The 24,125-nt window shown below is 65.1% G+C and carries 24 protein-coding genes; 7 read left to right on the top strand and 17 right to left on the bottom strand.

Going from position 1 to position 24,125, the window contains the following annotated elements:
• Positions 1-10 precede the first annotated feature (10 nt).
• The 3 genes from ACVIYL_RS19305 to ACVIYL_RS19295 are packed head-to-tail and all read right to left on the bottom strand — an operon-like array spanning position 11 to position 3,870.
• Positions 11-1,429: an MFS transporter gene (locus tag ACVIYL_RS19305; protein WP_456779487.1), complete on the bottom strand. Its 1,419-nt coding sequence runs from the start codon at positions 1,427-1,429 to the stop codon at positions 11-13.
• 18 nt (positions 1,430-1,447) lie between these two features.
• A complete protein-coding gene (locus ACVIYL_RS19300; RefSeq protein ID WP_456779486.1) occupies positions 1,448-2,239 on the bottom strand; it encodes an alpha/beta fold hydrolase in 792 nt (263 codons plus the stop codon).
• Between the two features lie 11 nt (positions 2,240-2,250).
• Positions 2,251-3,870 carry an FAD-dependent monooxygenase gene (locus ACVIYL_RS19295; RefSeq protein ID WP_229190479.1) on the bottom strand — a complete coding sequence of 540 codons (1,620 nt, stop codon included), beginning with the start codon at positions 3,868-3,870 and terminating at the stop codon, positions 2,251-2,253.
• 109 nt (positions 3,871-3,979) lie between these two features.
• Here ACVIYL_RS19295 and ACVIYL_RS19290 point away from each other — a divergent pair, with 109 nt between their 5' ends.
• From ACVIYL_RS19290 to ACVIYL_RS19260, 7 genes are all read left to right on the top strand, one after another.
• Positions 3,980-4,876 (top strand): LysR family transcriptional regulator, encoded by an 897-nt coding sequence (locus ACVIYL_RS19290; protein WP_229190480.1) that lies wholly within the window; start codon positions 3,980-3,982, stop codon positions 4,874-4,876.
• Between the two features lie 274 nt (positions 4,877-5,150).
• Positions 5,151-6,524, top strand: coding sequence for an aromatic ring-hydroxylating oxygenase subunit alpha (locus ACVIYL_RS19285; RefSeq protein ID WP_456779485.1), 1,374 nt, complete (start codon positions 5,151-5,153; stop codon positions 6,522-6,524).
• The gene (locus tag ACVIYL_RS19280; RefSeq protein WP_456779484.1) at positions 6,524-7,039 is read left to right on the top strand and encodes an aromatic-ring-hydroxylating dioxygenase subunit beta; all 516 of its coding nucleotides are present in this window, start codon (positions 6,524-6,526) and stop codon (positions 7,037-7,039) included. Before ACVIYL_RS19285 ends, ACVIYL_RS19280 begins: the two co-directional genes overlap by 1 nt.
• 7 nt (positions 7,040-7,046) lie before the next feature.
• Entirely contained in the window at positions 7,047-7,373 is a 327-nt protein-coding gene (locus ACVIYL_RS19275; RefSeq protein WP_456779483.1) for a non-heme iron oxygenase ferredoxin subunit, read from the top strand.
• Between the two features lie 37 nt (positions 7,374-7,410).
• Positions 7,411-8,724 (top strand): MFS transporter, encoded by a 1,314-nt coding sequence (locus ACVIYL_RS19270; protein WP_456779482.1) that lies wholly within the window; start codon positions 7,411-7,413, stop codon positions 8,722-8,724.
• A complete protein-coding gene (locus tag ACVIYL_RS19265) occupies positions 8,721-9,314 on the top strand; it encodes a MarR family winged helix-turn-helix transcriptional regulator (protein WP_244978730.1) in 594 nt (197 codons plus the stop codon). Before ACVIYL_RS19270 ends, ACVIYL_RS19265 begins: the two co-directional genes overlap by 4 nt.
• A gap of 95 nt (positions 9,315-9,409) precedes the next feature.
• Positions 9,410-9,691: a hypothetical protein gene (locus ACVIYL_RS19260; protein ID WP_057021052.1), complete on the top strand. Its 282-nt coding sequence runs from the start codon at positions 9,410-9,412 to the stop codon at positions 9,689-9,691.
• A 127-nt stretch (positions 9,692-9,818) separates the two neighbouring features.
• Here ACVIYL_RS19260 and ACVIYL_RS19255 read toward each other — a convergent pair whose 3' ends face one another.
• The 14 genes from ACVIYL_RS19255 to ACVIYL_RS19190 form a co-directional block, all read right to left on the bottom strand.
• Complete coding sequence (locus ACVIYL_RS19255) at positions 9,819-10,610, bottom strand: adenylate/guanylate cyclase domain-containing protein (RefSeq protein WP_456781857.1); 792 nt, start codon at positions 10,608-10,610, stop codon at positions 9,819-9,821.
• An 82-nt stretch (positions 10,611-10,692) separates the two neighbouring features.
• Positions 10,693-11,922, bottom strand: a complete 1,230-nt coding sequence (locus tag ACVIYL_RS19250; RefSeq protein ID WP_456779481.1) for a cache domain-containing protein — start codon at positions 11,920-11,922, stop codon at positions 10,693-10,695.
• A gap of 21 nt (positions 11,923-11,943) precedes the next feature.
• Entirely contained in the window at positions 11,944-12,969 is a 1,026-nt protein-coding gene (locus ACVIYL_RS19245; protein WP_456779480.1) for a SphA family protein, read from the bottom strand.
• Between the two features lie 49 nt (positions 12,970-13,018).
• Entirely contained in the window at positions 13,019-14,035 is a 1,017-nt protein-coding gene (locus tag ACVIYL_RS19240) for a DUF1254 domain-containing protein (RefSeq protein ID WP_456779479.1), read from the bottom strand.
• Complete coding sequence (locus ACVIYL_RS19235; RefSeq protein ID WP_456779478.1) at positions 14,032-15,468, bottom strand: DUF1254 domain-containing protein; 1,437 nt, start codon at positions 15,466-15,468, stop codon at positions 14,032-14,034. The genes ACVIYL_RS19240 and ACVIYL_RS19235 overlap by 4 nt, the downstream gene beginning before the upstream one ends.
• Positions 15,469-15,483: 15 nt before the next feature.
• Complete coding sequence (locus ACVIYL_RS19230; protein ID WP_456779477.1) at positions 15,484-16,425, bottom strand: HlyD family secretion protein; 942 nt, start codon at positions 16,423-16,425, stop codon at positions 15,484-15,486.
• A complete protein-coding gene (locus tag ACVIYL_RS19225; protein WP_456779476.1) occupies positions 16,425-16,667 on the bottom strand; it encodes a DUF3302 domain-containing protein in 243 nt (80 codons plus the stop codon). Before ACVIYL_RS19225 ends, ACVIYL_RS19230 begins: the two co-directional genes overlap by 1 nt.
• Entirely contained in the window at positions 16,664-17,716 is a 1,053-nt protein-coding gene (locus ACVIYL_RS19220; protein WP_456779475.1) for an HAD family hydrolase, read from the bottom strand. The genes ACVIYL_RS19225 and ACVIYL_RS19220 overlap by 4 nt, the downstream gene beginning before the upstream one ends.
• On the bottom strand, positions 17,713-19,107 hold the full coding sequence (locus tag ACVIYL_RS19215) for a BatD family protein (RefSeq protein ID WP_456779474.1): 1,395 nt from the start codon (positions 19,105-19,107) through the stop codon (positions 17,713-17,715). Before ACVIYL_RS19215 ends, ACVIYL_RS19220 begins: the two co-directional genes overlap by 4 nt.
• Positions 19,104-20,624: a VWA domain-containing protein gene (locus tag ACVIYL_RS19210; protein WP_456779473.1), complete on the bottom strand. Its 1,521-nt coding sequence runs from the start codon at positions 20,622-20,624 to the stop codon at positions 19,104-19,106. Before ACVIYL_RS19210 ends, ACVIYL_RS19215 begins: the two co-directional genes overlap by 4 nt.
• A complete protein-coding gene (locus ACVIYL_RS19205; RefSeq protein ID WP_456779472.1) occupies positions 20,617-21,615 on the bottom strand; it encodes a vWA domain-containing protein in 999 nt (332 codons plus the stop codon). The genes ACVIYL_RS19210 and ACVIYL_RS19205 overlap by 8 nt, the downstream gene beginning before the upstream one ends.
• Positions 21,608-22,099, bottom strand: a complete 492-nt coding sequence (locus ACVIYL_RS19200; RefSeq protein ID WP_456779471.1) for a DUF4381 domain-containing protein — start codon at positions 22,097-22,099, stop codon at positions 21,608-21,610. Before ACVIYL_RS19200 ends, ACVIYL_RS19205 begins: the two co-directional genes overlap by 8 nt.
• On the bottom strand, positions 22,092-23,078 hold the full coding sequence (locus tag ACVIYL_RS19195; protein WP_310881887.1) for a DUF58 domain-containing protein: 987 nt from the start codon (positions 23,076-23,078) through the stop codon (positions 22,092-22,094). Before ACVIYL_RS19195 ends, ACVIYL_RS19200 begins: the two co-directional genes overlap by 8 nt.
• Positions 23,079-23,086: 8 nt before the next feature.
• Positions 23,087-24,121 (bottom strand): AAA family ATPase, encoded by a 1,035-nt coding sequence (locus tag ACVIYL_RS19190; protein ID WP_310881888.1) that lies wholly within the window; start codon positions 24,119-24,121, stop codon positions 23,087-23,089.
• Between the last annotated feature and the right edge of the window lie 4 nt (positions 24,122-24,125).

The raw sequence follows: 24,125 nt of genomic DNA, 5'->3' as shown, positions 1-24,125 counted from the left end.
CTTTCGTCTTTCACTGTCCCGCTGCCGGTTTTGCGGCCAGCGATTTCGGTGCGGCGCTCGCGCCCGCGTTTTCGCCAAACAGAACCACCGGGCGCCCGTGCGGCTCGACGCCGAGGAACGTAAAGGCAAGGCCGATCAGGAGGCCCGCGCCAGCAAGAAAGCAGAACGCCGGCATCACCGCCGCAGCGGTCGCACTCGGATGCACGAGATTGTCAGCACCGGCGATCAATGCGAGACACAGGGGACCGACGATCTTGCCGATCCCGTTCGAGAGTTGGGCAAGGCCGACCGCGCGTCCCGACAGCTGAACCGGGAAGATTTCCGCCGGATAGGGCCCGATGTTCGAAAATCCACCGTCGAAGAACACGGCGCCGACGATCAGGAAGACCAGGAACAGCGGCACCGAGCCGGCAAAGTCGTTGTGAAAATAGGCGGCGAGAGCCAGCGACGCCGCGGTGCCATAGCCCATCAACTGGCCGCAGGGCTTGCGCCCGATCCGATGGGCGAGGAAGGCGAAGCCGGTCCGGCCGAACACGCCGGCGAGGCTGACATAGATGAACATCTTGGCTGCATCCTGGGGAGAGACGCCAAGCAGCAGCGCCACGATCGTCGGCCCCCACAGGAACACACCGTAATTCGCCGTGCTGGCGCCGAACCAGATCAGGACGGTCAGCCAGAAGCGCCGCTGCTCGGCAAAGAGATCGGCAAATGTCGCCGGGCTCGCCGGCGGCGGCGTGGGCAGAACAAACTCATCGCCGCCGACCCGATAGAGTTTTCGGATGCTCGCCTGCGCCTCGCGGACGCGGCCCTTGCTGATGAGCCAGCGCGGCGATTCCGGCATGATGATCATGGTCAGAATCCCGAGGATGATCGGCAGGAATCCGACCGCTGCCAATCCGCGCCAGCCGACCAGTGGCAGCAGGAAGCTCGCCGTCACCGACGCCGACAGCACGCCAAAAGCGACCGGGACGACCACGAGACTCGTGACCAGCGTGCGATGGCGGGTCGGCGCGAATTCGACGATAGCAGGAACCGCCGCCGCCGCGCCGGCGGCAAGGCCGAAGCCGACGAAGAAGCGCAGGATCGCAAACGCAACCCAGCCGTCTTCCGGAATGAACGCAATCGCACCCGAGGTCAGGCCGCAGAGCAGAACGCCTGATATCGCCAGCGGCTTGCGCCCGAAACGATCCGCGAGGACGCCCGCGACGAACGCCCCCAGCATCGCCCCGATGCCGGCGCTCATCAGCATGATCGAGGTCTGCCCAAACGTCAGGTGCCATTTCGGCGCCAGCACCGAGACCAGGAAGCCGACCACAAAGAAATCGAAGAAATCGACCACGCCGGTGACGGCGAAGATGATGATCGATAGCCAATAGCGCGTCGTTACCGGCGCTTCGTCGAACGGCACTGCGCTCGTTTGCTCCGCCATGGTCTCCCCCTGTTGTTGTCAAGCCGCCTTCTCGTTTGAATTCAGAAATGCCGTCACCGCCTCCGCCACCCGCTCGGGGGCCTGGATCGACGCGACATGGCCGACGCCTGCGATGGTCCTCGTCTCGACGCGCGCAAGATCGCGGGCGAGCGCAAATGTTTCGACATTCGGGATCAGGCGGTCATCACCGCCCGCCAGCAAGAGCGTCGGGCGATCGAAGCCGGTCAGATCGGCGGCGACAGGCTGCGCAAGCAAGGCGGCGCGGCGCGCCTTCTGTCCCTCGTCGCGGCTCGAGCCACGGAAGATCTCGATCAGCTCAGGCCTCGTGCGCAGGTATGCCGGCGGAAAGAAGAATTCGGAAATCTTCGACGCATTGGCGATGGTATCCGCGCGCCAGGAAGCGAGCTTGCGGAACACATCCGCATTGACGTCGAGTGGACTTCTGTTGACCTTCCAGGTGCTGCTCAGGATCAGGCGGTCGATGCGATCGGGATGACGGGCCGCCAGCACCTGCGCGATCTGCCCACCCAGCGAGGTTCCGAAGACATGGGCACGATCGTAACCGAGCCCTCCGACCAAGGCCGCGGCGTCGTCGGCCAAATCGGCCAGCGAATAGGACGACGGAGGGTTTCGGGTGGCACCGGAGTCGCGCTGGTCATAGGCGATCACCGTGAAGTTCGCCGCAAGGACAGGCGCAAGGCCGTCGAACATCGCATGATCGGCCTCGCCGCCATGCAGCAGCACGATCGGCTCGCCGCGCCCGGTTTTCTCAAACGCCGTGACGACGCCGTTGGACTCGAACGATTGCATCGGGGTCCCCGCTAATGCAGCAGCGTTGAAAGCGCGCCGGCCAATTCCTTCGCCGGATCCGACGGCAGCCACGGCATTCGCCAGGCCACGTGTCCATCGGGGCGCACCAGCACGGCGCCGCGCATGCCCAGTTGGAATCCGTCCGCCGGATCGGCCGACGGCAACTGTTTCAGCGACAGCGGCAAGGCGGTCTTCTCCGACACCTGCTTCCCCGCCTCCAGCCACTCGCCGCCGAGCGGCCCCGTGACGACGGTGAACTGCTTGTCGAACCAGTCGAGCGTCGATTTCTTGCGCGAAGGTTCGAGCCACATATGCGGAAATCGCGCGCCGGGACGATCCGTCGGCGTGTAGTAGCGGGAGTTCAAGGCCTTCGCGACGGTGCCATCGGGGATCACCGCGCCCTCCTCGTAATTGTGGCCGAGGTTCTGCCCGATGCTGTGCAGGTGATTGTCCATGTCGTTGATCCAGAACCTGATCCGGTCCGGATCGCGCGATCGCACGGCGTCATCGGTCAGCCCGAATCTCAGCCGATTGCCGTAGCTGAAATTGGCATTGGATTGCGCGATCGGACGTCGCTCGCTGGAATAGCTGTCGAGCAGCTTTTCGTTCGCAAAGCCCTTCAGCACGAAGGCCAGTTTCCACGCGAGGTTATGCGCGTCCTGAACGCCGGAGTTCAGGCCGAAACCGCCGGTCGGCGGAAAGCGGTGTGCGCAGTCGCCGACCAGAAACACCCGGCCCTTTCGAAAGGTCTCGGCCACCTGCATGCTGACCCGCCAGATCGAGCGGTTCAAAAGCGTGACATCGAGATCGGGAATGCCGACATGGCCGCGCGCGATCTCGATGAACTCCTGGTCGGTCCAAGGCCGCTCGCGATCGTCCTTGGTCAGGCCGATTTGCGTCACGGTCAGCCAGCGATCCCGGCCATTGGTGTTCAGGATGCCGGCGCGCGGCAGGTCGGGCTTGTCCGGGACGATGATGAAGCCGGCGGCCTCGCGCGCGATCGGCAGCCGCGACAGATCGGCACGCCAATACTCGTTCGACATCACCGCAAGCGTCGAGGGCCCGACCATCTCGATCCCGGCGCTGCGCCGCGTCTGGCTGCCCGCGCCATCGGCGGCGATCAGGTAAGTCGCCATCCATCGCGTCACCTCGCCGGTCTTTTCGCAACGTGTCGTGACGTTGACGCCGCTGTTGGTCTCCTCGAACGATTCACAGGCCGTGTTGAACAGGACCGTGGCGTGTTTGGACTTTTCGACCACCCGCAGGATTTCCTCCTCGACGGCGTCCTGGGCGACCAGGCTCTTCCAGGCGGGGGTATGACCGACATTCGGTTCGGGACGGGTGCGGCCGAACTCGTGGCCCGCGATGCTGTCGAGGAACACGAACATGTCGGAATTGTCCTGCAGACCGCGGTCGCGGATCGCCTGCTCGATCCCCCACTGCCGGAAGATCTCCATGGTGCGGACCCAGCAGCCGCGCGACTTGGGATGATCCGTCGTCGTCGGGCTCTTCTCGACCACCACGCAGTCGATGCCGAAGCGATCGAGCAGCAGCGACATCGCAAGGCCGACCGGCCCGCCGCCGGCAATGAATACGGACGTCTGGCGTGCCTCATCGGTGGCGATGCCCATCCTCGTCTCTCCTCCGTTTGATCGTTGCGAGGAGACTGCGCCTTTTTTGGTATCTCACAAGAATATGTTTGATATGGTATCCATCTCGATTTGAGATGGAGCGCCCGTCATGGACCTGCGGCAGATCCGCTATTTCGTCGCCGTCGCCGAGCGTGGCGGCTTTGCCGCCGCAGCGAGCACGCTGAACGTCGCCCAGTCGGCACTCAGCCGCCACGTCAAGGAACTCGAGGAGGAATTGGGCGGCGCCTTGCTCGAACGCGGCGCGCGCGGTGTCTCGGTCACGGAATCCGGCAAGGTGCTGCTCGCGCGCGGGCGCTGGCTGCTCGGTACCATCGACGACATCAAGGCCGAAGTGCGTACGGAAAACCGCGAGCCGAGCGGTACGGTGCGGATCGGTGCGCCGCCGAGCCTCGGCGATATCCTCTACCCGCCGCTGGCCCAGACCTTCGTAAGGCAGTTTCCACGCGTGAGGCTCGAACTGAGCGAGGGCCTGACTGAGAACGCGTCCGAACGCCTGCTGCGTGGTGAACTCGATCTGGCGATCGTGACGACGCCATCCCCCAACGACCATCTCGACTATGAGACGCTGGTCGTCGAACAGGTGTTCCTGATCGGACCGTCGCGCGACCCGCTGCTGAAGCGCGGCCGGCTGACCCGCAAGGAATTCGACGCCCTGCCATCCGCGGTGGCCCCGCTCAGCCGCAACCCATTCCCGTCAACCATGCTCTGCGCGGTGCGGGTCGACAACAGCACACCGATGAAACGCATGGTGGCATCTGGCCTCGGCTACGCGCTGCTACCATTCTCCGGCATTCACCAGGAGGTGGCTGCCGGCGTGCTGTCGGCGGCGCTGTTGCCGTGGATGCGCGCCGAGCGCGTGCTGGCGCTGCCGCGCGGACGGCCCGTGAGCCGGGCCACGCGTGAAGCGATTGCCGCCTTGAAGAAGATCTGTCGCGCCCTGATCGATGAGGGAATTATCCTGACTGCACCGGCGCGCAAGACCTGAGTACGCCACTCCAAACGATCGGCTGATTCCGCGCTGTACGCGCGGGCCTCATTCGCTGCATCCGGCCGCCCGTTCCAGACGGTCGGCCCGTCCACCGCGTCCGGCTCCGACTTCCCGGCCCGCCAATCCGTCTTGACCATAGTTGTCATGACAACTATAGAGTCATTCCAAGATTGGCGATCAAGCCGGCTGTTCCCGCCGTGAAAAGACGCGAGCCGTGAGCGGCTCTGCGGGCGACTTTTCGCGGCCGGCGGTTAGTCGAAGGGAGGACGTTATGAACGCTGCTTCGCAGACCCATGCGGCAAGGCTGAGCGAGATTTCCCGGCTCATCGACGACCGCCCCGGCGAACGCATCTTTGAAGTCGATCGCCGGATATTCACCGATCCGGACGTGTTCGACGCCGAACTGCGATATATCTTCGAGGCCACGTGGAATTTCATCGGCTTGGAATCCCAGGTCGCCCGTCCCAACGACTTCGTCACCACCCATATCGGCCGTCATCCAATCCTGGTGATGCGGAGCACTGAGGGCAAAGTCGGCGCCTTCCTCAACACCTGCCGGCATCGCGGAACGATCGTCTGCCCGTTCAAGCAGGGCCGGCAGAAATTCCATGTCTGCCGCTATCACGGCTGGGCCTACGACTCGGGCGGGCGCAACATCTCCGTGACGGAGGAAGCGAGCGGCCAATATCCGCCGTCCTTCTCGAACAGCAATCACGACCTTCTTCCGGTCGCGCGGCTGGGCTCGTATCGCGGATTCCTGTTCGCGAGCCTCTCCGCCGACGTTCCGGCGCTGGAGGAATTTCTCGGCGACACCCGCGCGTTCCTCGACCTCATCATCGATCAGAGCGACAGCGGTGAGGTCGAGTTCGTGCCGGGCGCCAGCACCTACACGTTTGATGGAAACTGGAAGCTGCAGTTCGAGAACGGTCTCGACTACTATCACTTCGCGACCACGCACAGCTCCTACGTCGATATCCTGAAGAAGCGCAATGCAAGCGCCGGTCCGGATGCCGGATTCACCGTCGAGCCGGAAGGCGAGCAGGAAGGGCAAGGCAGCTTCAGCTTCGATTACGGCCACGCCGTCAACTGGTCGATCAAGCGCACGCAGCTCTATGGCCGGCCGCTCGGCATGGATCCGGCGCGTCTCGACGCGGTGCGGCAGCGCGTCGGCAGCACCCGCGCCAAATGGATGCTGCGCCAGCGCAACCTCACGATTTTTCCGAACCTGCAGGTCATCGACATCCTGTCGGCGCAGGTGCGAACCTGGCGGCCGCTGGCACCCGACAAGACCGAGATGGTGTCGCATTGCCTTGCTCCGGTCGGCGAAAGCGCCGCGGCGCGCACGCTTCGCATTCGCAACTACGAAGATTTCTTCAATGCCTCCGGGCTGGCAAGCTCGGACGACAACGTCATGTATGAGTTCTGCCAGACCGGCTACGACGCGACGACCGCCGCGCCCACGCAAGGTTATCTGCGCGGCGTCGCGGAGGTCGGCCACGGCGAGAGCGCGCACACGCGCGAGCTCGGCATCACCCCAACCGAATGGTCGTTCGGTCCCACCAGCTTCGGCGGCGAGACGAATTTCCATCCCGGATATCGCGAGTGGCGCAGGCTGCTGCAGCACGCCGCCGGGGAGACGGCGTGATGGCGGCCAACGCAATCAGGGAAACCGATGCCCGCGCGGTCGCAGCCGCGGTCATCTTCCGCGAGGCCCGCCTGCTCGACACCGGCGAATGGGCCGACTGGGTCGCGATGTACAGCGAGGACGCCGTCTATTGGGTGCCGGCCTGGCTCGACGAATACACCACCACCAATGATCCCGACACGCAGGTCTCGTTGCTCTACCACGATGCGCGGCGCGGACTGGAAGAGCGGATCGCGCGCATCGAGTCGCGCAAATCGATCACCGCGCTGCCGCTGCCGCGCACCGTGCACCAGATCTCGAACCTGGAAGCGTCGGAAACCGGCGCTGATCAGATCACCTGCCATTCGGTGTTCTCGGTCCACGTCTACGACCCGCGCATGGCCAAGGAGCATCTGCGGCACGGGCGCTATGAGCACACGCTGCGGCGTGACGGCGAGACCTGGAAGATCGCGCGCAAGGTCATCACGCTGGTCAACGACCGCGTCCCGACCGCGCTCGATTTCTACAGCATTTGAGAGGCACATGACGGACGATCAGGGAACCTGGCACGAAGCGGCCGCACTCAGCGCGCTGAACGAAGGCGAGCCGTACGGCATCGAAATCGGCCGCCACCACATCGCGCTCTATCGCGTCGGCAATGAGTACTACGCCACGAGCAACATCTGCACGCATGCGGAGGCGCTGCTGTCCGACGGCATTCTGGAGGGCTGCGAGATCGAATGCCCGCTGCATATGGGCCGCTTCGACATCAGGACCGGCGAGGCGCTGACCAGCCCGGTCGAGATCGACATCCGGACCTATCCGGTACGCGTGGCGGGTGACAGGCTCGAAGTCTGCCTGCCCGCATAAGAGAACCATCAAAAATCGAGAATCGGGGGAAACAGGGATGACCGAAGTCGTGATGGACAAGGCGGCGATGACGACCGCCGATCCGCAGATCGAACGCACCACAATCCGCAAGGTCGCGCTGCGCCTGATGTGGTTCGTCATGGCGATGTACTTCCTCGCCATTCTCGACCGCGGAAACATCTCCTTTGCCGCGCTGCAGATGAACAAGGAGCTCGGGCTCAATGCCGAGAAGTTCGGCATCGCGGTCGGCATCATGTACTTCACCTATTCGATCTTCGAGATCCCGAGCAATCTCATCCTCAGCAAATACGGCGCGCGCATCACGCTGACGCGGATCGCGATCCTGTGGGGCATCGCCACGATGCTGATGGCATTCACGCAGGGCCCGCTCAGCCTCTATGCATTCCGCGGCTTCCTCGGCTTTGCCGAGTCCGGCCTGTTTCCCGGCGTGATGCTGCTGCTGAGCCTCTGGTTTCCGTTCAGCTACCGCGCCCGCTACAACGCGATGTTCAACTATGCGGTGCCGATCTCCTATATCTTCGCCTCGCTGATCTCCGGCGCGATCCTCGAGCTGAACGGGGTGTTCGGCATCTCGGGCTGGAAATGGCTGTTCATTCTCGAAGGCCTGCCGCCCGTCATTCTCGGGATCGTCGGCATCTTCTATCTGACCGACCGCCCGCATCAGGCGAGCTGGCTGTCGACGGCGCAGCGCAACTGGCTGACCAGCGCGCTGGAGCGCGACGCCAAGGCGACCGGGGTGGTGCATGCCGAAGGCGTGCTCCGGACCATCACCAAGCCGATGGTGCTGCTGTTCGGCCTGTGCAATTTCGGCCTGTTCTGTGGCCTGGCTTCGCTGTTTCCCTGGCTGCCGCAAATCATCAAGTCGTTCGGGCTGCCGAATTCACAGGTCGGTTTCGTGACCGCGATCCCGCCCGTCGCCGGCCTGATCGGCATGATCGCGTTGTCGCGGCACTCCGACCATATCGGTGAGCGCTTCTATTATGCGGCCATGACCTTCGTGATCGCAGCGGCCGGCTTCGCGATGGCGGCCTTTTCAACATCGCCGGTTTGGATCATCATCGGATTCATGGTTGCCAATGTCGGTGTCTATGGTACGCAGGCCGTGTTCTGGACTATTCCCCAGTCCTACATGTCGCGGCAGAGCGCGCCGGGCGCGATCGGCCTGGTCAGCACCATCGGCAGCATCGGAGGCGCCACCATCCCGATCGTGATCGGACGCGCCAAGGATGCCTCGGGCAACTTCACCACCGGCTTCCTCGTGGTAACAGGCGTTCTCCTGCTCGCGGCGGCGTTGGTCTTGATCGCACGCACCCAACTCGTGAAAGAATGAGCAGTCGGACCGCCACAAACCGTACCAAGACCCCTGCCCCGCGCCGCGCCGCCCAAGAGGATGCGCGCTCGGAACTGGTGATCGATTTCGAGCGCTACGTACCCACGGTGCTGTCCAGCCTGGTCGCGAAGTTGCGCGCCAATGCCAATGCCTTCTTCCCGCAGGCTTACGGCGTATCGCTCGCGGAATGGCGGGTGCTGTCCTTTCTCAGGGAGCATGAGCCGGCAAGCGCCTACGACATCTGGACCAATGCGCAACTGGACAAGGCCGTCGTCAGCCGCGAGACGACCTCGCTGAAGAAAAAGGGCCTGATCGAGCTGACGCCGGTGCGAGGCAGCGCCCGGAACCGGACCGAGATCCGGCTGACATCGCAGGGCGTGGCGCTGCTCGACCGCAGTCTGGATGAAATCCTGCGCCGGCACAGCAACCTCACGGCCGGTCTCGACGCCAAGGCGCTGGAGAGTTTCTTCCGGGTCGTGGCGCATATCGAGCACCGCATTCCCCACATGGCCGACCAGACCTCGAATGCCGTGCCGGCCCATGCGCCGGTCAAACGCATTGCGAAGCGGAGGCCGCCGACCGGCGCCTAGCGACACTTGTCCGGTGAGGAACCCCGCGTAATTTATGTTTCAGTAAGCAAGTTGTAGCTAGGATCGATCAGTGAGTTGCGTATGGGAGACTTCCAGTGATCGACTTTGACGAACTTCGTAGTATCGCCGCGGATGTTCGTATCTTTATCGACGCGTCGGAAGACAAGGGTGGCGCCTTGAAGGCCATCATCGAGGCCTACGACGTCGTTCTGGGGATTTTCCCGGCCGGCCAGGGAATGGATCTTCACGTGGTCAAGGGCAACGAGGTCCTCAATCATATCGCGCAGACCCAGGCCTCGTCGGGCTTTACCCACACCGCCATCGCATTCCAGACCCGTGAGCAAGCTGTTGCGCTTCAGCAACTGATGGCGGCCTAGCCACCGGCGTTACGCGCCCCTGTTGCGCGGGCGGCCGAAACGATCGCATCGGCGATCGCGCGACCCGATCGATGACCGAAGCGGCCCTGGAAGATCGAGGTCGGATCAAAATTCCTCACCCTGCATCTCAGGGCACGGGTAGATCAAGCAACGGTTGCAGAACCGCATTGCGCAGCCGTTCAGCGTGGTATTGCGCGACGCAATCCCAGGGGTACTCGACCAGGAAATCAGCAATGCGCAGCGCCGCCGCGGCGGGCTCCGCGTACCGGATCGAACTGTAGACGGCTTCCCAGCGCGCGCAGAACGTCAGCTCCGAATCGCCGCGTTCGCCGCACAGCTCGTAGACCGTGATCGCGTCGGCAAAGCCCTTCGGCCGGATCTGGTCGACGCTGCGGAACGCGAATCTGTGTTCGGCACGCGCCTTCACGGCTGCACTCACCAGGACCTGCGTGCCGTAGTTCTTGTTGAGGCCTTCGAGACGCGAGGCCAGATTGATGGTGGCGCCGAGCGCGGTGTAGCTCATGCGGGCGGCGGAGCCGACATTGCCGACCACGGCATCGCCGAGATGCAGGCCGAACCGCGTGCCATAGGCCGGCCAGCCTTCGCTGCGGAAAGCCCGGTTGAGCTCGGCATTGCGCTGAATGCAGTCCAGCACGGCCTCGCAGGCATGAACGACGTGGTCGGGATCCTCGTCCGGCGCGTTCCACAGCGCCATCACGGCATCGCCGATGAACTTGTCGATGGTGCCATGGTGCTTCATGATCGCCTCCGACATCGCGGCGAAATAACGCGAGGTGAAGATCATGACCTGCGACGGGTCCGCCTTCTCGGTCTTCGCGGTGAAGTCGGCGACGTCGGTGAAGAGAACCGTGACCTCGCGCCTGATGCCGCCGAGCTGCAACGAGGCTCCGGACTGCATCAGCTGACGGACGATCGGCTGCGGAATGAAGCTTGAGAAGTTGCGTACGACGGTGCGCATCGTAAACACCGAGCGGCCCAGTTCATCGATCTCGTCGATGGCCGATTGCATCCGCGGCCGGTCGGCGAGCTGAAAGCGCTGGATCTCGTCGGTCTGCCGCGCCAGCTCGCGCAGCGATCGGGCGAGCAGCGAGCCGAGCCAGAACGCGAACGGCAGCATCGCGATCACAAAGCCGAGCGCGACGGCGAACAGGGCGCGCCGCTCCGAGATGATCTTGGCAAAAAACTCGTCGAGCGGGGCGACCACCGCGAGGTGGATGTTGGCCGCACCGGCCGTCTCGATGCGGTGAAAGGCCGCGACGAGGGTCCGTCCGTCGGCATCGGTGAAGAACTGCTGGGCGAGCCCGTCGGTGCGCCAGACCTGGATCGCCGCGGACAGGCCGGGAAGCTTGAGGACGTCGATCCGGGGCAATGCGTCGCTGCGTTCCGTCATCAGCTCGCGCATCTCGGGATGCCCGACGATACGGTCGGCGTCGTTGAACAGGAAGGCCAGCCCGGATTTTCCGAGCTTTTGCCGGGCTCAGCATCTCCTCGAGGCGATTGAGCAGCAGGTCGGCGGCCACCACCCCGCGGCGGCCCTCCCTGAGCGGCGTGCGCAGCGTGTAGCCGGGCTCCCCGGTCGCGTAGAACACATAAGGCCCGGTGAGCAGCGTCTTGCGATCCTTGAGGGCATCGACATACCAGGGACGCTGCCGCGGGTCGTAGCTGTGCGGCCCCGCCACCTTCGCGACCTGGGTCAGGTTTTCCGACAGGAACAGCGTCACCGGCGCCGCGGCGGCCGCCCCGGAGCCGGCAATGACGACGACGCGGTAGACAGCATCCGCGGCGACATTCAGCGCCGTGCGGAATTGCGGCTTGGCGCGATCGATGACGTCCATCTCAAGGAAGGAGCCGTCTTCATAGCCGACATAGAGGTTGAAGATCTGCGGATTGTTGCGCAGCATCGAGGCCAGCAGGGCGTAGAGCCTGACATTGTCGGCGACGTCGGCCTCCTGGATGGCCGGAATTCCCGCCAGGATCTCGAGGTTGTCGCGCACATTCTTGAACTGCGCGTCGATGCGATAGGCGCCGATTTGCCCCACCTTGTCGATGAAGGTACTCGCAGCCATCTGCGTGATCGACGAGACCCACCTGAAGCTGAGATAGACCAGCGTCAGTCCGACCACCAGCACCGCGGCGATGACCACCGTGATGATCGATGTACGGAAGCCGATACGAACCGGCCCCCGGCCGGTCTCGCGCGCATCACTCATCGAGCTCGTCGTTCGCCTCCGCTAATATTTGCGCACGATCGGCTTGGTCGGTGTAGCAGCCGGCGCGGCCGGCGAGAGCTGGAACGTCACCCAGGCCGTCCACCCTTCCGGCCGATTCTCGGCGGCAAAATCCTTGTAGCCACGAAGGTTCAGATAGCCCTGGTAGCCGTCGGCCACCGGAAAGATGAAGCCGACCTGCGGGCCGATGCCGGCGACGCGTCCCTTGAAATCACCGAGCTTCGCGCCGGCACCGCTGTCTCCGGTGAGCTGCTGGAAATAGTAGCCGGCGACACCGACATGCACATTCTTGGCGACGAACTTCGAAAGTCCCCAGTCGACGTGGAAGTCGATGCCGTTCTGGTACTGCAGATCCTTGTTCATTCCGTTGTAGGTGACGCCCGCCAGCACCGAGAACTCCTGACCGGTTTCCGGATTGAGATAGGTATAGGCGCCGCCGACATCGATCGCCGTGAATCCGAAGCTGAGATTGGCGAGGCGGCTGCTGTCATAGGTCCCGCTCGGGATGTTGCCGAAGATGTAGACCATCTCGTTGTTGACACCCTGATTCCATTTCAGCGTGCCCTGGTAGAAGACGTCGGAGACCGTGTTGCGGTTGTCGGTTGCGACGCCCGAGACGGTATTGCCTCGGGGCCCCGTCAGCGTCGCGTCCACGCCGACACCGACATTTCCCGGCGCAGTAAGGAAGGTGACCGCCGCCTGTCCGCCAAGGACCGACTGGGCCCAGGTGTAGGTAAATCCTTCCACGAGAACGTCTGCATGCGCGTTGAGACCGGCGACGACCGATCCGGGCACCCGGTTGCCGATCACGAAATTCTTGCCCGCGTTGGCGCTTTGGTCGAGGTGAATGTAGATCGTCTCATACGCCCAGCCGGGCATGGCCGGTGCCGCGGTCAGGCTTGCGAATGCGCCGGGGAGCCAGAAGCTCAATCCGCCGGCGTCGGCCAGCGCCGCGCGCGGCGCTGCCGATAGTACGAGTGCGCCAGCTATGCCCAGTGCGGCGCACCTGTGATTCTTGACCATCCTCATCCTGATCTCCCCACTTCGTTCAAGGCATCGTAGCGGATTCGTACGCGCTTCAGTTAACCGCCTGCGCCTCCGGAAACTTCCATTTGCCGTTCAGGATTTCCGCCCGCGGCCGGTAGAGCCGGACCGTGTAGTTCCAGCCCTTGGTGATCGGCAGGCAGTTCGGGATCTTGCCGTCGCAGCCGCCGAACTGGACCGCGACGGAGCCGTCCGGGCCCTTCGCGCCGGTGATATTGTTCAGCGTGTAGGCGTCGTAGGGATTCTTCTCGAAATATCCCTTGGCGTTGTAGACGCTGATCGACCAGAACGCGTCGACAGGGACGTCGCGGACGGTCAGCTTGTAGACCGTCGTGCCATCATTCTTCGTAGGCGTGATGCTCAGATAGGTGGCGTCCTTGTCGGGATTGCCGCCCCAGCCGGCGGCCGTGCCGATCAGATGCCTGACAGGATCGACGTGCCCCTTGGGTCCGAAAGCATGCGCAAAGCCTCCGGTGTAATCATTGAGCGCAAGCAGCGCTTCGCGAATGGCTTTCTGGCTGGCGGGGTCCCAGTTCGGAAGTTCGAGCTTGCCGGTACCTTTCTGGCTGACCTTGATGGCATCCTGCAGCGCGTGGACCTGTTCGAGATCCTTCGGATCGTTTGGATTGACGAGCGTCCGAATTCCGACCACCGCGTAGCGCGTGCCGACGTTGTCGCGCGTCAGCGTGCGCTTGCCGGCACCGTAATAGACCGCGGGCACATAATGATCCTCGCTGATCACCTGCAGTGCCATATAGCGCTTGCCAGGGTCCGGCATCGTGATCGTCACCGGCCCGGCGTCGAGGTCGAACACCCCTGATGTATAGAGCGTATCGCGGTTGAGCCGGATGACGGTCTGGTTGTCGATGCTGGCCGGCTCGCGGCGATGGTTGAGCTTTCCGAGGCCGACCCCCTTGGCGAGATTGCCCAGATAGAGATCGGACTCGGCACGGGCAAAATTGTCGACCGTGACGGGCACCGGCGATTGCGCGAGCGATGCGCTCTGGCCCGCGAGGCAAAGGACACCGGTCAACAGATATCTGAGCTTCACTGCTTCGCTCCATTTCCGACCGTGGCATTGATTTTTTCCACGTCGGGCAACTTCCACACCTTGTCGAAAAATTCCTTCTTCGGCGCGTAGAAGCGCGCCATCAGCTCGAACTTGCGCGCGGGGTCGGTCGGCAGCCAGTTCGTCTCCTGCCCGGCCGGAGCCGCCGGCCCGATATAGATGTCGACTGAGCCATCCGGGTTCTTCTTCAGGTCGGGGATTTGCGAGGACCGGCTGGCCCGAGCGACGTTCTTGATTAAGGCATGGGTCGCGCGATCGTAGGCGGTCACCGACCAGTATTGTTCGACCGGAACATTGGCCGGGACGTTGAGGCGGTATGTCTTGCTGCCGTCGAAGGCATCGCCCGCCTTGTCGCGGATCGAGATCGCATAGAACTGACCGGCGCCCAGGCGCTTGATGCCGATATAGGCGTAGCTGTAAGCGAGAGCGCGGCTGTCGGTCGGGTATGCGTTCAGATCGGCGAACCCGTCGGAGTAGGCCTTGACGACGTCCGGCGGCGCCGGGAACGTCCAGCGGCTGGTCTCAGAGAAGAACGGCGGCAGGCCGGCGTCGTATTTCGCCGCCAGCCAGGCACCCGCCTCCTTCGCCGCCGAAGCAAGCACCGTCTTCATCGCCTCGGACGGAGCGAACGGCCTTCCCTTCTCGATGCCGATCGACTTGAGGCTATCGATCATCACCCGATCCCGGTCGATCCACGGCTCGTCCTGTACGATCCGGTTCAGATGCTCGAAGAAAGCCGCGTCGTAGCGAATGGTGGAATCGAAATCGGTGTCCTTCACGTCGCTGAACACCATCGGCGGCGGGCTGGCCGCCTGCGCCAGGGGATAGACCTTCATGCGCTTGCCGTAGGCGATCGCGGCCTGGACGTCGGCATCGCCGTGGCTCTTGAGGTTGGAGCGCAGAAGCATGTAGCCGCCGAACGTGTCGGACTGCAGCGCGATGTAGCCGTCGGGCTTCGGGCCGTTGTAGCCCGGCGGCAGAATCAGGAACTTGCCGCCGGCACCCTTGTCGACGCCGAGCAGGCCGGCATCCTCGAGCGGCATCTGCCATACCGTGACGATATTGCCGTTGAATGAACCGTTCGCATCGCCAGGCGGGAGATCGAGCACGATCGGACCATTCCGCGTGTCGAAGAACGTCATGAAGTACAGCGCGTCCGGATTCGGCGTCAGCGTCTGGTTGTGCCAATCAAGCGGACGCCCCCAATAGATCACCTGCCCCACCTTGCCCGGCGTCCTGGTCAGCATCTCCTGCCGCATCAGATCGGTGTTGACCGCGGGAATGCCCCAGATCACGGCCTCGACAGCGCGGCGTTCGATCAGGCGGCGATTCAGATCATCGCTGGACGGCGTTTGGGCATACGCCGATGCAGTCGACATCATCAGCGCAAGTCCTCCGGCGATCAATGGCTTCATGACAATCTCCATCACTCAAAACGGATTCACATAATTGACGATCGCGAGCTGCCGCAGGATCACGCGGCGCACGACGTGGGTCGGCTTCAGATGGTCGGTGTAGATCGCCGCCGTTCCGGTCGAGCCGGCCGGCAGGCGGTTGGCGAACGCGGCATCGTCGAGCTTGACGCGCACGACAAACGGCACCGCCTCGATCGCCTTCGGGAGGACGGCGGTGCCCGAGGTCGTGGCCTGGCCGGTCGCGACCGCCTGCAGCACGCTTTCGACCTTCCCCGAGTAGATCTGCCCGGGCGCGAACTTGAAGGTCACCTCGACCTCCTGCCCGGGCGCAACGTAGCGCGCATCGATCTGGTTGATCTCGACGCCGATGATGGTGTTCGAAGTGTCGATGAACGCCATCACCGGCGACAGCGGCAGGTTCGCGACCCGCGCGCCCTTGCGCAGCGCGAGGTTGGTGACGTAGCCGTCGGCCGGCGCGCGTACCACCGTCTTGTCGCTGTTCCACTGCGCGGCTTCGAGCTGGCCGCTGAGCTGATCGACTTCGGACTGCCGCTGCTCGACGTCGAAGCCGCGCCCCGCATCGCGCTCATAGAGCGTCGTCATCTGCGCCAGCCGCGTCTTCGACAGCTTGAGCTGCGCCGTGATCGCCTTGACCTGTGCGTCATAAGGCGTCGGATCGATCTTGAACAGAACGTCGCCGGCCTTCAGCGGCACGTTGGCGACGACGGGCACCTCGGTCACCTCGCCGGCGACGTCGGGCACGATCGACACCGCGTTGCGCACCACCAGCGCCGAGCCTTGCGGCGCGCCCCAGCCCATCGGCACCAGCAGGCCGAACAGCAGCAGCACCAGCACGATGAAGGGAGACGCCTTCCAGAACAGGTTGAAGCGCACGATCTTGAAATGCACCAAGAGGAACAGCAACGCCAGATAGACGTTGAAGATCGCGACACCCATCACGCATCTCCCGTCCGGCGGGGCGCCGGCACATCGACATAGGCCCAGATGAACGCGAGCGGCCACAGCGCAAAGCCGCAGATCAGGGTGATCCAGCCGGCGACCATCACGGCCTGCGCATGGGGGTGGTTGCGCGATTTCGCGATGTGCCCGGGCAGCCAGCCGGCGATGCAGAACACGCCGATCGCGCTCGCGACCAGGATGACGAGCACGATCCAGGCGAAGATGTCGTAGCCGCTCATGGCTTCGCCTCCGTCGCGGCGCCGGTTAGAGGCGGAAAGATCTCCTTCCAGTCCTGCTTCATGTCGACCACGGTCCAGCCGCCCGCGGCAGCTGCGTCGAGCGCCTTGTCGAGCTTGCCGACCTTCGATTGCCGGTCGTAGGCGTATTCGCGAACCTCGTCGGTATGATGCACGATGCCGGCGAAGCGCGTGCCCGATCCCGCCATGGTCCATTGCAGCATCTGCAGATCGCCATCGGAGTTGCCGAACGCGAAGATCGGACGGCGGCCGATGAACCGGTTGATGCCGACCGGCTTGCCCGGGCCGTCATCGATGAACTCGACCTTGGCTTCTTTCATCAGGACGGGCTTGCCGTCGGCGCCGATCTGGAATTTCACCACGCCGGACGAGCCGACCACCTGCTCCGGCGGGATGCCGTACACCTTCTCCATCCATGGCCGCATGAATTCGACCCCGCCGCCGGAGACGACAAAGGTCTTGAAGCCGTTGACCCTGAGATAGGCGAGTAGCTCCAGCATCGGCTGGTAGACCAGGCTGTCATACGGCCGGTTGAAGCGCGGATGCCTGGCGGTCGCGAGCCAGTCGCGCACCAGATTTGCGAACGCATCGGTGGTCATGCCGGCATGCGTCGCCATCACGATCTGCAAGAGGCCCTTCTCGCCGCTCGCGGCCAGCGCCTTGGTGTCCTTCTCGATAAGCGCCTTGAAGGGTTGCCGCGTCTTCCAGTCCGGATGCTCCGGCGCCATCGCCTTGACGCGGTCGAACGCGAAGGCGAGCTGGAAGTAGAACGGCTGCTCGGTCCACAGCGTGCCGTCATTGTCGAACGTCGCGATCCGCTCGGCCGGCGGCACGAAGTCTCGCCCGCCCTGTGTCGTGACGCGCGCGACGAAATCGACGATCGCCGATTTCGCCGCGCCGTCTTTCCAGGACGGTAAGGGATCGACCTGGCTCAGCGCGCGCGCCGGCGCCAGCGCGCTGAGCGGCAGGGCGATCAACGCGATCAGCAGCAATCTCTTCGAGACGGCAAAGGCACCAACATCGCGGCTCATCTCGCAGGCCTCCTCTGCCGGTTGAGCGACAGCACACGATCGTCAACCGGATTGAGTTGTCCCGGCGCCCTGTGCCTTGCGGCGCGCGCCGTCTCGTGTCGTATGCTGCGCCGGGCACCGCCGATGTGGCGTAGCAGACGGCGCGGTGACCAGCGCGCCGCGCCGGCAGACGGCGCGAACAGCTCGCGCTCGACCGCGCCGATCTCGTCATCGAGCGCGGCATCATCGGCAACGGCCCTGAACGCCTCGACCGTGTGCTGCGGCGCGACCGGCTCGAACCGCTGCAGCCAGTCGAGCAGCGCGAAGTAGACCGCCTTGGCGTCGCCATGGCGCGCGGCGCGCCGCAGCTCCCTGAAGGCGAACGCTTCCGAGCGTAGATAGGCTTCGCGATGCCGGCGAAGATACGCCGCGATCGCGCGGACCGTCCGCGGCATCAGCCAGCCGAGCCCGGCAAGCGCCAGCAGCACGGCTACGGTCGACTTCCAGTGATCGGCGATGACATCGCGCAGCGCACCCCATGACCGGCGTGCGCCGGAGCTGCCGATTGACGACGCACCGCCGGCTGCGGGGTTCGCCTCCACGTGCAGCGTCACCGGGTCGAGATGCGCCACATCGATGCGCTGCGCGTCGATGTTCCACCAGCGCAGGTCGATCGGCGGCAGCACGTAATCGCCGGCCTTCTCGAGCATGTAGACGCCGCTGTCGGTGCGGGCCGAGGACAGCACATCGGTGCGCCCGTCGGTCTTGTCCTGGAGCGACGGCTGGGCGGGGTACAGCTTGAGCCCGTCGAACGCGGCGAACTTCACCGGCGGCAGCAGCATCGCCGGAATGCCTTCGGCCTTGATGGTGACGGTCCGGGTCACGGCATCCCCGGTCTTGAGCTGATCCGACGAGCGGTTGACGGTCTGCTCGATCGACAGATTGCGCGCGGCCAGGAACGGCTGCAGGGCGGAGGCCGCGTCCGGGATGAAGGCCTCAAATGCGATCGGCGGCAGCGCGAGCGTGGCCTCGCGTGTCGCCGGCGGCTCGGCGGCGTATTTGATGGTGATCGCCTGGCCGGCGATCGCGTAGCTGCCCGGCTCCTGTGGATGGATAGCGAATTCGAACCGGACGCCGGCATAGGTGACGCCGTCCCGCTGCTCGTTCTCGTTGATGCTCCGCAACTGACGGGTCACGGCGTTGCGGACCTGGAAGTCGGGCAGCTCGGGCGGCGCCGTCATGTAATTCGGCGCCAGCACGTCGATCCGCAGCGTGGCCGCCTGCCCCACCACGACGCGCGGCGGATCGATCGTCACCCGCAGGATCGGCTCCGGCACGCTTTGCTGCGCGAGTGCCGCGCAGGGCATCAGCAGTCCGAGCATCAGGGCTGCGGCGGCGAGCGGCTGCCTCATGGCTTCGCCCCCGCCGGCCGCGCCGCGTCCTGAATCGCGAATTTCAGCTTGAGGAAGTCAGCCGGCGTGGTCTGGACCTGGCGCATCCAGGCTTCGGCGGCGCCGGCCGTGGTGAGATCCGTCGGCTTCACCTCGATCCGCTTGTCGCCCTTCTGGGTCGGGTCGACCCGCATCTCGTCGGCCTTCTCGTCCGGCGGCGCGCTGTCGTCCTGCTCCTGCTTCTTCCGCTTCTCCTCTTTCGCCTTCAGCGCCGCCACCACGATGCCACGGTTGGTCTTCGCCGCGACGTGGCCGGGCGCGATCTTCAGAACCTCGTCATAGGCGGCGATCGCCTTCTCATAGGCGTGGTTCTGCGCCTGGGCGTTGCCCAGCGCGAAGCGTCCCTCGAGCGTATCGACATGCGCAAATTCCTGCGCGGCCGTCAGGAAGTCGAACGCACGATAGGCGGCGATGCCGCGCCACATCGGATCGGAGAAGCGCTTGGCCGCGGTCGCATAGTCACCGCGATCGAACGCGATGCGTCCTTGCTGATCCGGCGTCAGCCACAGGTCGGCAAAACGGCGCGGCCCCTCCGCCCTCGCGGACGACACGTGCGACAGACAGACGAAGGCGACAACCCAGGCCACCGTCGTGCCGCGCCGGAACCAGAGCAGGCTGAGCAGTGCAATCGGCAGCAGCAGCCAAAAGCCCTCATCGCGCCATTGCGTACCGAACGCGTCACCCTGCGCGGCCTGATAACGGGTTTCGATCCGGCGCTCGAGCGCCGCGATGTCAGCGTCGTCGATGCTGACCTGTACGACGTCCGAACCGAGCGCGAACCTTTCGCCCTTGTTCGGCGTGACGCTCAGCTTGACCAGGCCGTTCCGTCCGGCGGCCTGGCGAACCGCTCCCTCTTCGTCGCCACCGTCGTCGGCGACAAGCAGGATCGTGCCGGGAACGGTTTCGGTCGCGAGCGCTTCTGCGGCGAGCGCCACCGCCGCGACGGCGTTCTTCCCGGGCGACGGCATCAGGCCCGGGGCAAGCGCGGCGAGGAAGGGTTCGATGACGGCGCGATCGTCGGTCAGCGGCATCACCAGATGCGCGCTGCCCGCATAGGCGATCAGCCCCGTGCGCGCGCCGGCGCGCGCCGCAAGCAGATCCCTGATCTTCTGCTTGGCGCGTTCGAGCCGCGTCGGCGCGACGTCGCTCTGCCCCATCGTTGCGTCGAGCGACAGCGCGATCATCAGCGGCGCCTTGTCCTCGACGAAGGGCGGCAGCTCACGCCGCCAGGTCGGGCCCGACAACGCGACGATGCCAAGCGACAGCGCGGCGGCGACCAGATAAAGCGGGCTGACGCCGCGTCCCGCCCCCGGCTGCACGATGAGATGGTTGAGCAGATGCGGCGCGATCACCCCGCCCCATTGCGCCTGCGGGCTCTGCCGCCACCGCACCCATGCGAAGACGGCAGCGACGGGAATCAGCGCGAGCAGCCACAGCGGCCGCAGCAGATGGAAGGGAATCGCGGCCGCGTCATGCATGGCCGATCGCTCCCCTTCGTCCCAGCCCGCTTTCCAGCGACAGGCCGAGCCACAGCAGCAGCGACAGCACCACGGCGGCGCCGAGCGGCCACTGGAACAGCGGCTGCTTCGGCCGCCATGACAGCGTATCGAGCTTGGCCGGCGCGAGACGGTCGATGTCCGCGTAGATCGCCTGCAACTGCGCACCGTCCTCGGCACGGTAGAAATGGCCGCCGGTCGTGGCGGCGACCGACCGCAGGACGCCGAGATCGACGCGGTTCTCGCCGGTCGCGGCCGGATCGCCGACGCCGATCGTGTCGATCACGAGGCCGTTCTGGCGCGCGATGTCGGCGGCATGCTCCGGAGGGACGCGGCTCGCCGTATCGTTGCCATCGGTGAGCAGGACGAGAAGCTTTTGTCGCGCCTTGCTTGCCTCGAAGGTCTTGATCGCAAGCCCAATGGTGTCGCCGATCGCGGTCTGCTGTCCGGCCAAGCCGACCTCGGTCTGCGCCAGCAGCGCGGTCGCGGTCTGCAGATCCTGCGTGAACGGCACCTGCACATAGGCCCTGGTGCCGAACAGCACCAGCGCGACGCGGTCGCCGTGCCGCCGCGCGATGAAATCCGCGACCACACGCTTGACGCCGTCGAGCCGCGTCAGCACCGCGCCGTCGCTGCCGCGGAAATCGCGCTGGTCCATCGAGCCGGAGATGTCGATCGCGAGCATGAGATCGCGCGCCGAAACCTCGCGCGTGACGGGATCGCCGACCCATTGCGGCCGCGCCAGCGCCGCGACAATGAGCGCCCAGATCAATGCGGCCGTCACCATCTGGATGCGCCGCCGCTGCAGCACGACGGCGCCGCGCTGCGGGGTCTGTCCGGTTGCCGCCGCAAGGCGGTCGAAGAACGGCACCATCACGGACGCCTGCCGCGCGCGATACGGCGGCAACAGCCACCACACGAGGATCGGCAGCGGCAGGAGCGCGAGCATCCAGGGCCATGCGAACTCAAACATGGTGCCCCCTGATCCAGCGCCGCACCAGATCCTGCAGCGCCGTTAGATCGCCGGCATCCGCCGTCGTCCGCCCGTACGGCGCGGTCGCGACCAGCCGTCCCGCGCCGTGCGAGAATTCGTCCCCGCCATAGCTGCGGTCGAGGAACGCAAGCCAGCCCGCGCCGGCAAGTGGCGCAATGGTTTCACGCGGAAAGGCATCGAGCGCGGTCTGCCGCACCAGCAGCGCGAGGCTCGCGGCCATTCCCTCAGGGACGCCGCCTTGTGTCTGCAGCAGCCGGTCAAGCTCCGCGAGCGCCGCGCGCCGATAGCGGTTGGCGCGGAAATGTCGCAGCAGGCGCCACGCCGCGACGGCGACCCCTGCGGCAACCAGCACGATCACGATCCGCGACGCCCATGTCGCCGGAAGCAGGCCCACCGACGGTGGCAGCGGGATGTCGATCAGGCCCGCGACGGGATCCACAATGACGGGTTGGGGATCAGCCAAGAGCCGCCTCCGCTCGGGCGTGACCGCCACCGCGTCCGTGCCGGGCCGGCAGCCCGCCCAGGAGACGCCGGATTTGCGGCGCCGTTTCCTCGGCTGTGCTCAGCGGCAGCACCGGAATGCCAAGCTCGCGCGTCCACGCGAATACGCCGCGCAGCCGCTCCTGCGACGCCTGCGCGATACTCTTGCGGACGCTCTCGCGGCCGACTTCGAGCTGAATCTGCAGCTCGCCATCGGTGACGGTCATCCGGCTCGAGGCCGGCAAATCGCTTTGCAAGGGATCGTGGACCAGCACCGCGACCACGTTGTTATGCCGGGCGATCGCCCCGATCATCCGGCGCGTCGCGCTATCGGCGCCATCGAAATCGCTGATCAGGATCACGGTTGCGTCATGCATCGTCCGCCGCTCGGCATGTTCGAGCGCCCGGTTGAGCATGCCTGACGCCGGAACGATGCCTCGGCCGACGCCGAGCGCCTGGTTCTGCGCGACGATGGTGGACAATATCTGCAACACCGTCGCGCGACTGCGCCGCGCCGCCAGCTCGACGACATCGCTGTCATTGAAGACGATCGCGCCGATCCGGTCGCCGACGCCGAGCACACGCCAGGCGCCGATCGCGGCGGTCTCGGCCGCGGTGACCGACTTCATGGCGCGCCGGCTGCCGAAGAACATCGACAGCCGCTGATCGACCACGAGCAGAGCCTGACGGTCGCGCTCCTCGTTGAAGACGCGCACATGCGGCTTCTGCAGCCGCGCCGTGACCTTCCAGTCGATCTCGCGGACATCGTCGCCCGGGCGATAGTCCCTGATCTCCTCGAAGTTCAGCCCGCGGCCGCGCATGCGCGAGGCGAACCGGCCCGACAGCAGACTATGCACCGGCTGGCGCGGCAGGAACGAAACCCTGCGATCCCTGAATTCGAGCGCGATCAGATCGTCGAGGCTGACGTAGACACCGGGCGTTCTGGCTGATGTCTCCGTCATCACGGCCCTCACGCTGCAGCGACAAGCTCGGTGATCTTGTCGATCACCTGGTCGGGGCTGATGCCCTGCGATACGGCCTCGTAGCTCAGGATCAGCCGATGCCGCAGACAGTCATGGATGACGGCGCGGATGTGGTCGGGCGTGACGAAGTCCTGCCCGTCGAGCCATGCGCGCGCCCGCGCGCAGCGGTCGATGGCAAGGCTGCCGCGCGGGCTGGCGCCGATCTGGATCCATTTGCTCAGGGGTTCGCCGTAGCGGCCGGGAAACCGCGTCGCATAGATCAGGTCGACGATATATTTCTGTGCGAGGTCGGAGACGAAGATGCCGTCGAGCTCGCCGCGCGCATCGAGGATCGCCTGCTGCGGCACCGGCGGCGGCTCGGCAGCTCCGGCTTCCGGCTTCCGCGCATTCTCGGCGCGATTGAGCTTGATGATCTCGCCTTCCGTCGCCTCGTCGGGATAGGTGATCACGACATGCATCAGGAAGCGGTCGAGCTGCGCCTCGGGAAGCGGATAGGTGCCTTCCTGCTCGATCGGATTCTCGGTGGCGAGCACCATGAACAGGTCAGGCATCTTGTAGGTCTTGCCGGCAACGGTGACCTGACGTTCCTCCATCGCTTCCAGCAGCGCCGACTGCACCTTGGCCGGCGCGCGGTTGATTTCGTCCGCGAGCACGAGGTTGGCGAAGATCGGCCCCTTCTGGAACTGGAACTGGCCGCCCTTCTCGGTCTGCAGGTAGATCTCCGCGCCGGTCACGTCCGACGGCAGCAGGTCCGGCGTGAACTGCACGCGCGACAGGTCCGCGGCGAGATTCTTCGCCAGCGTCTTCACCGCGCGTGTCTTGGCTAGTCCCGGCAGGCTTTCGATCAGAAGGTTGCCGTTGGCCAGCAACCCGATCAGCATGCTCTCGACCAGATGATCCTGCCCGAGCACCGATCTGCCGATGCGCGCCTTGAGATCGAGCACGGCCTCGCGCGCCGCGGAGTCCTTGGCAGTTCGCCGCGCCGGGGCGGCCGCTGACTGAGTTGCGGCGTGGTCTGACATTGCA

The organism is Bradyrhizobium sp. USDA 3315 (assembly GCF_054056795.1).
The sequence above is the reverse complement of the archived record's forward strand: the minus strand, read 5'-3'. Positions and strand labels throughout refer to the sequence as shown.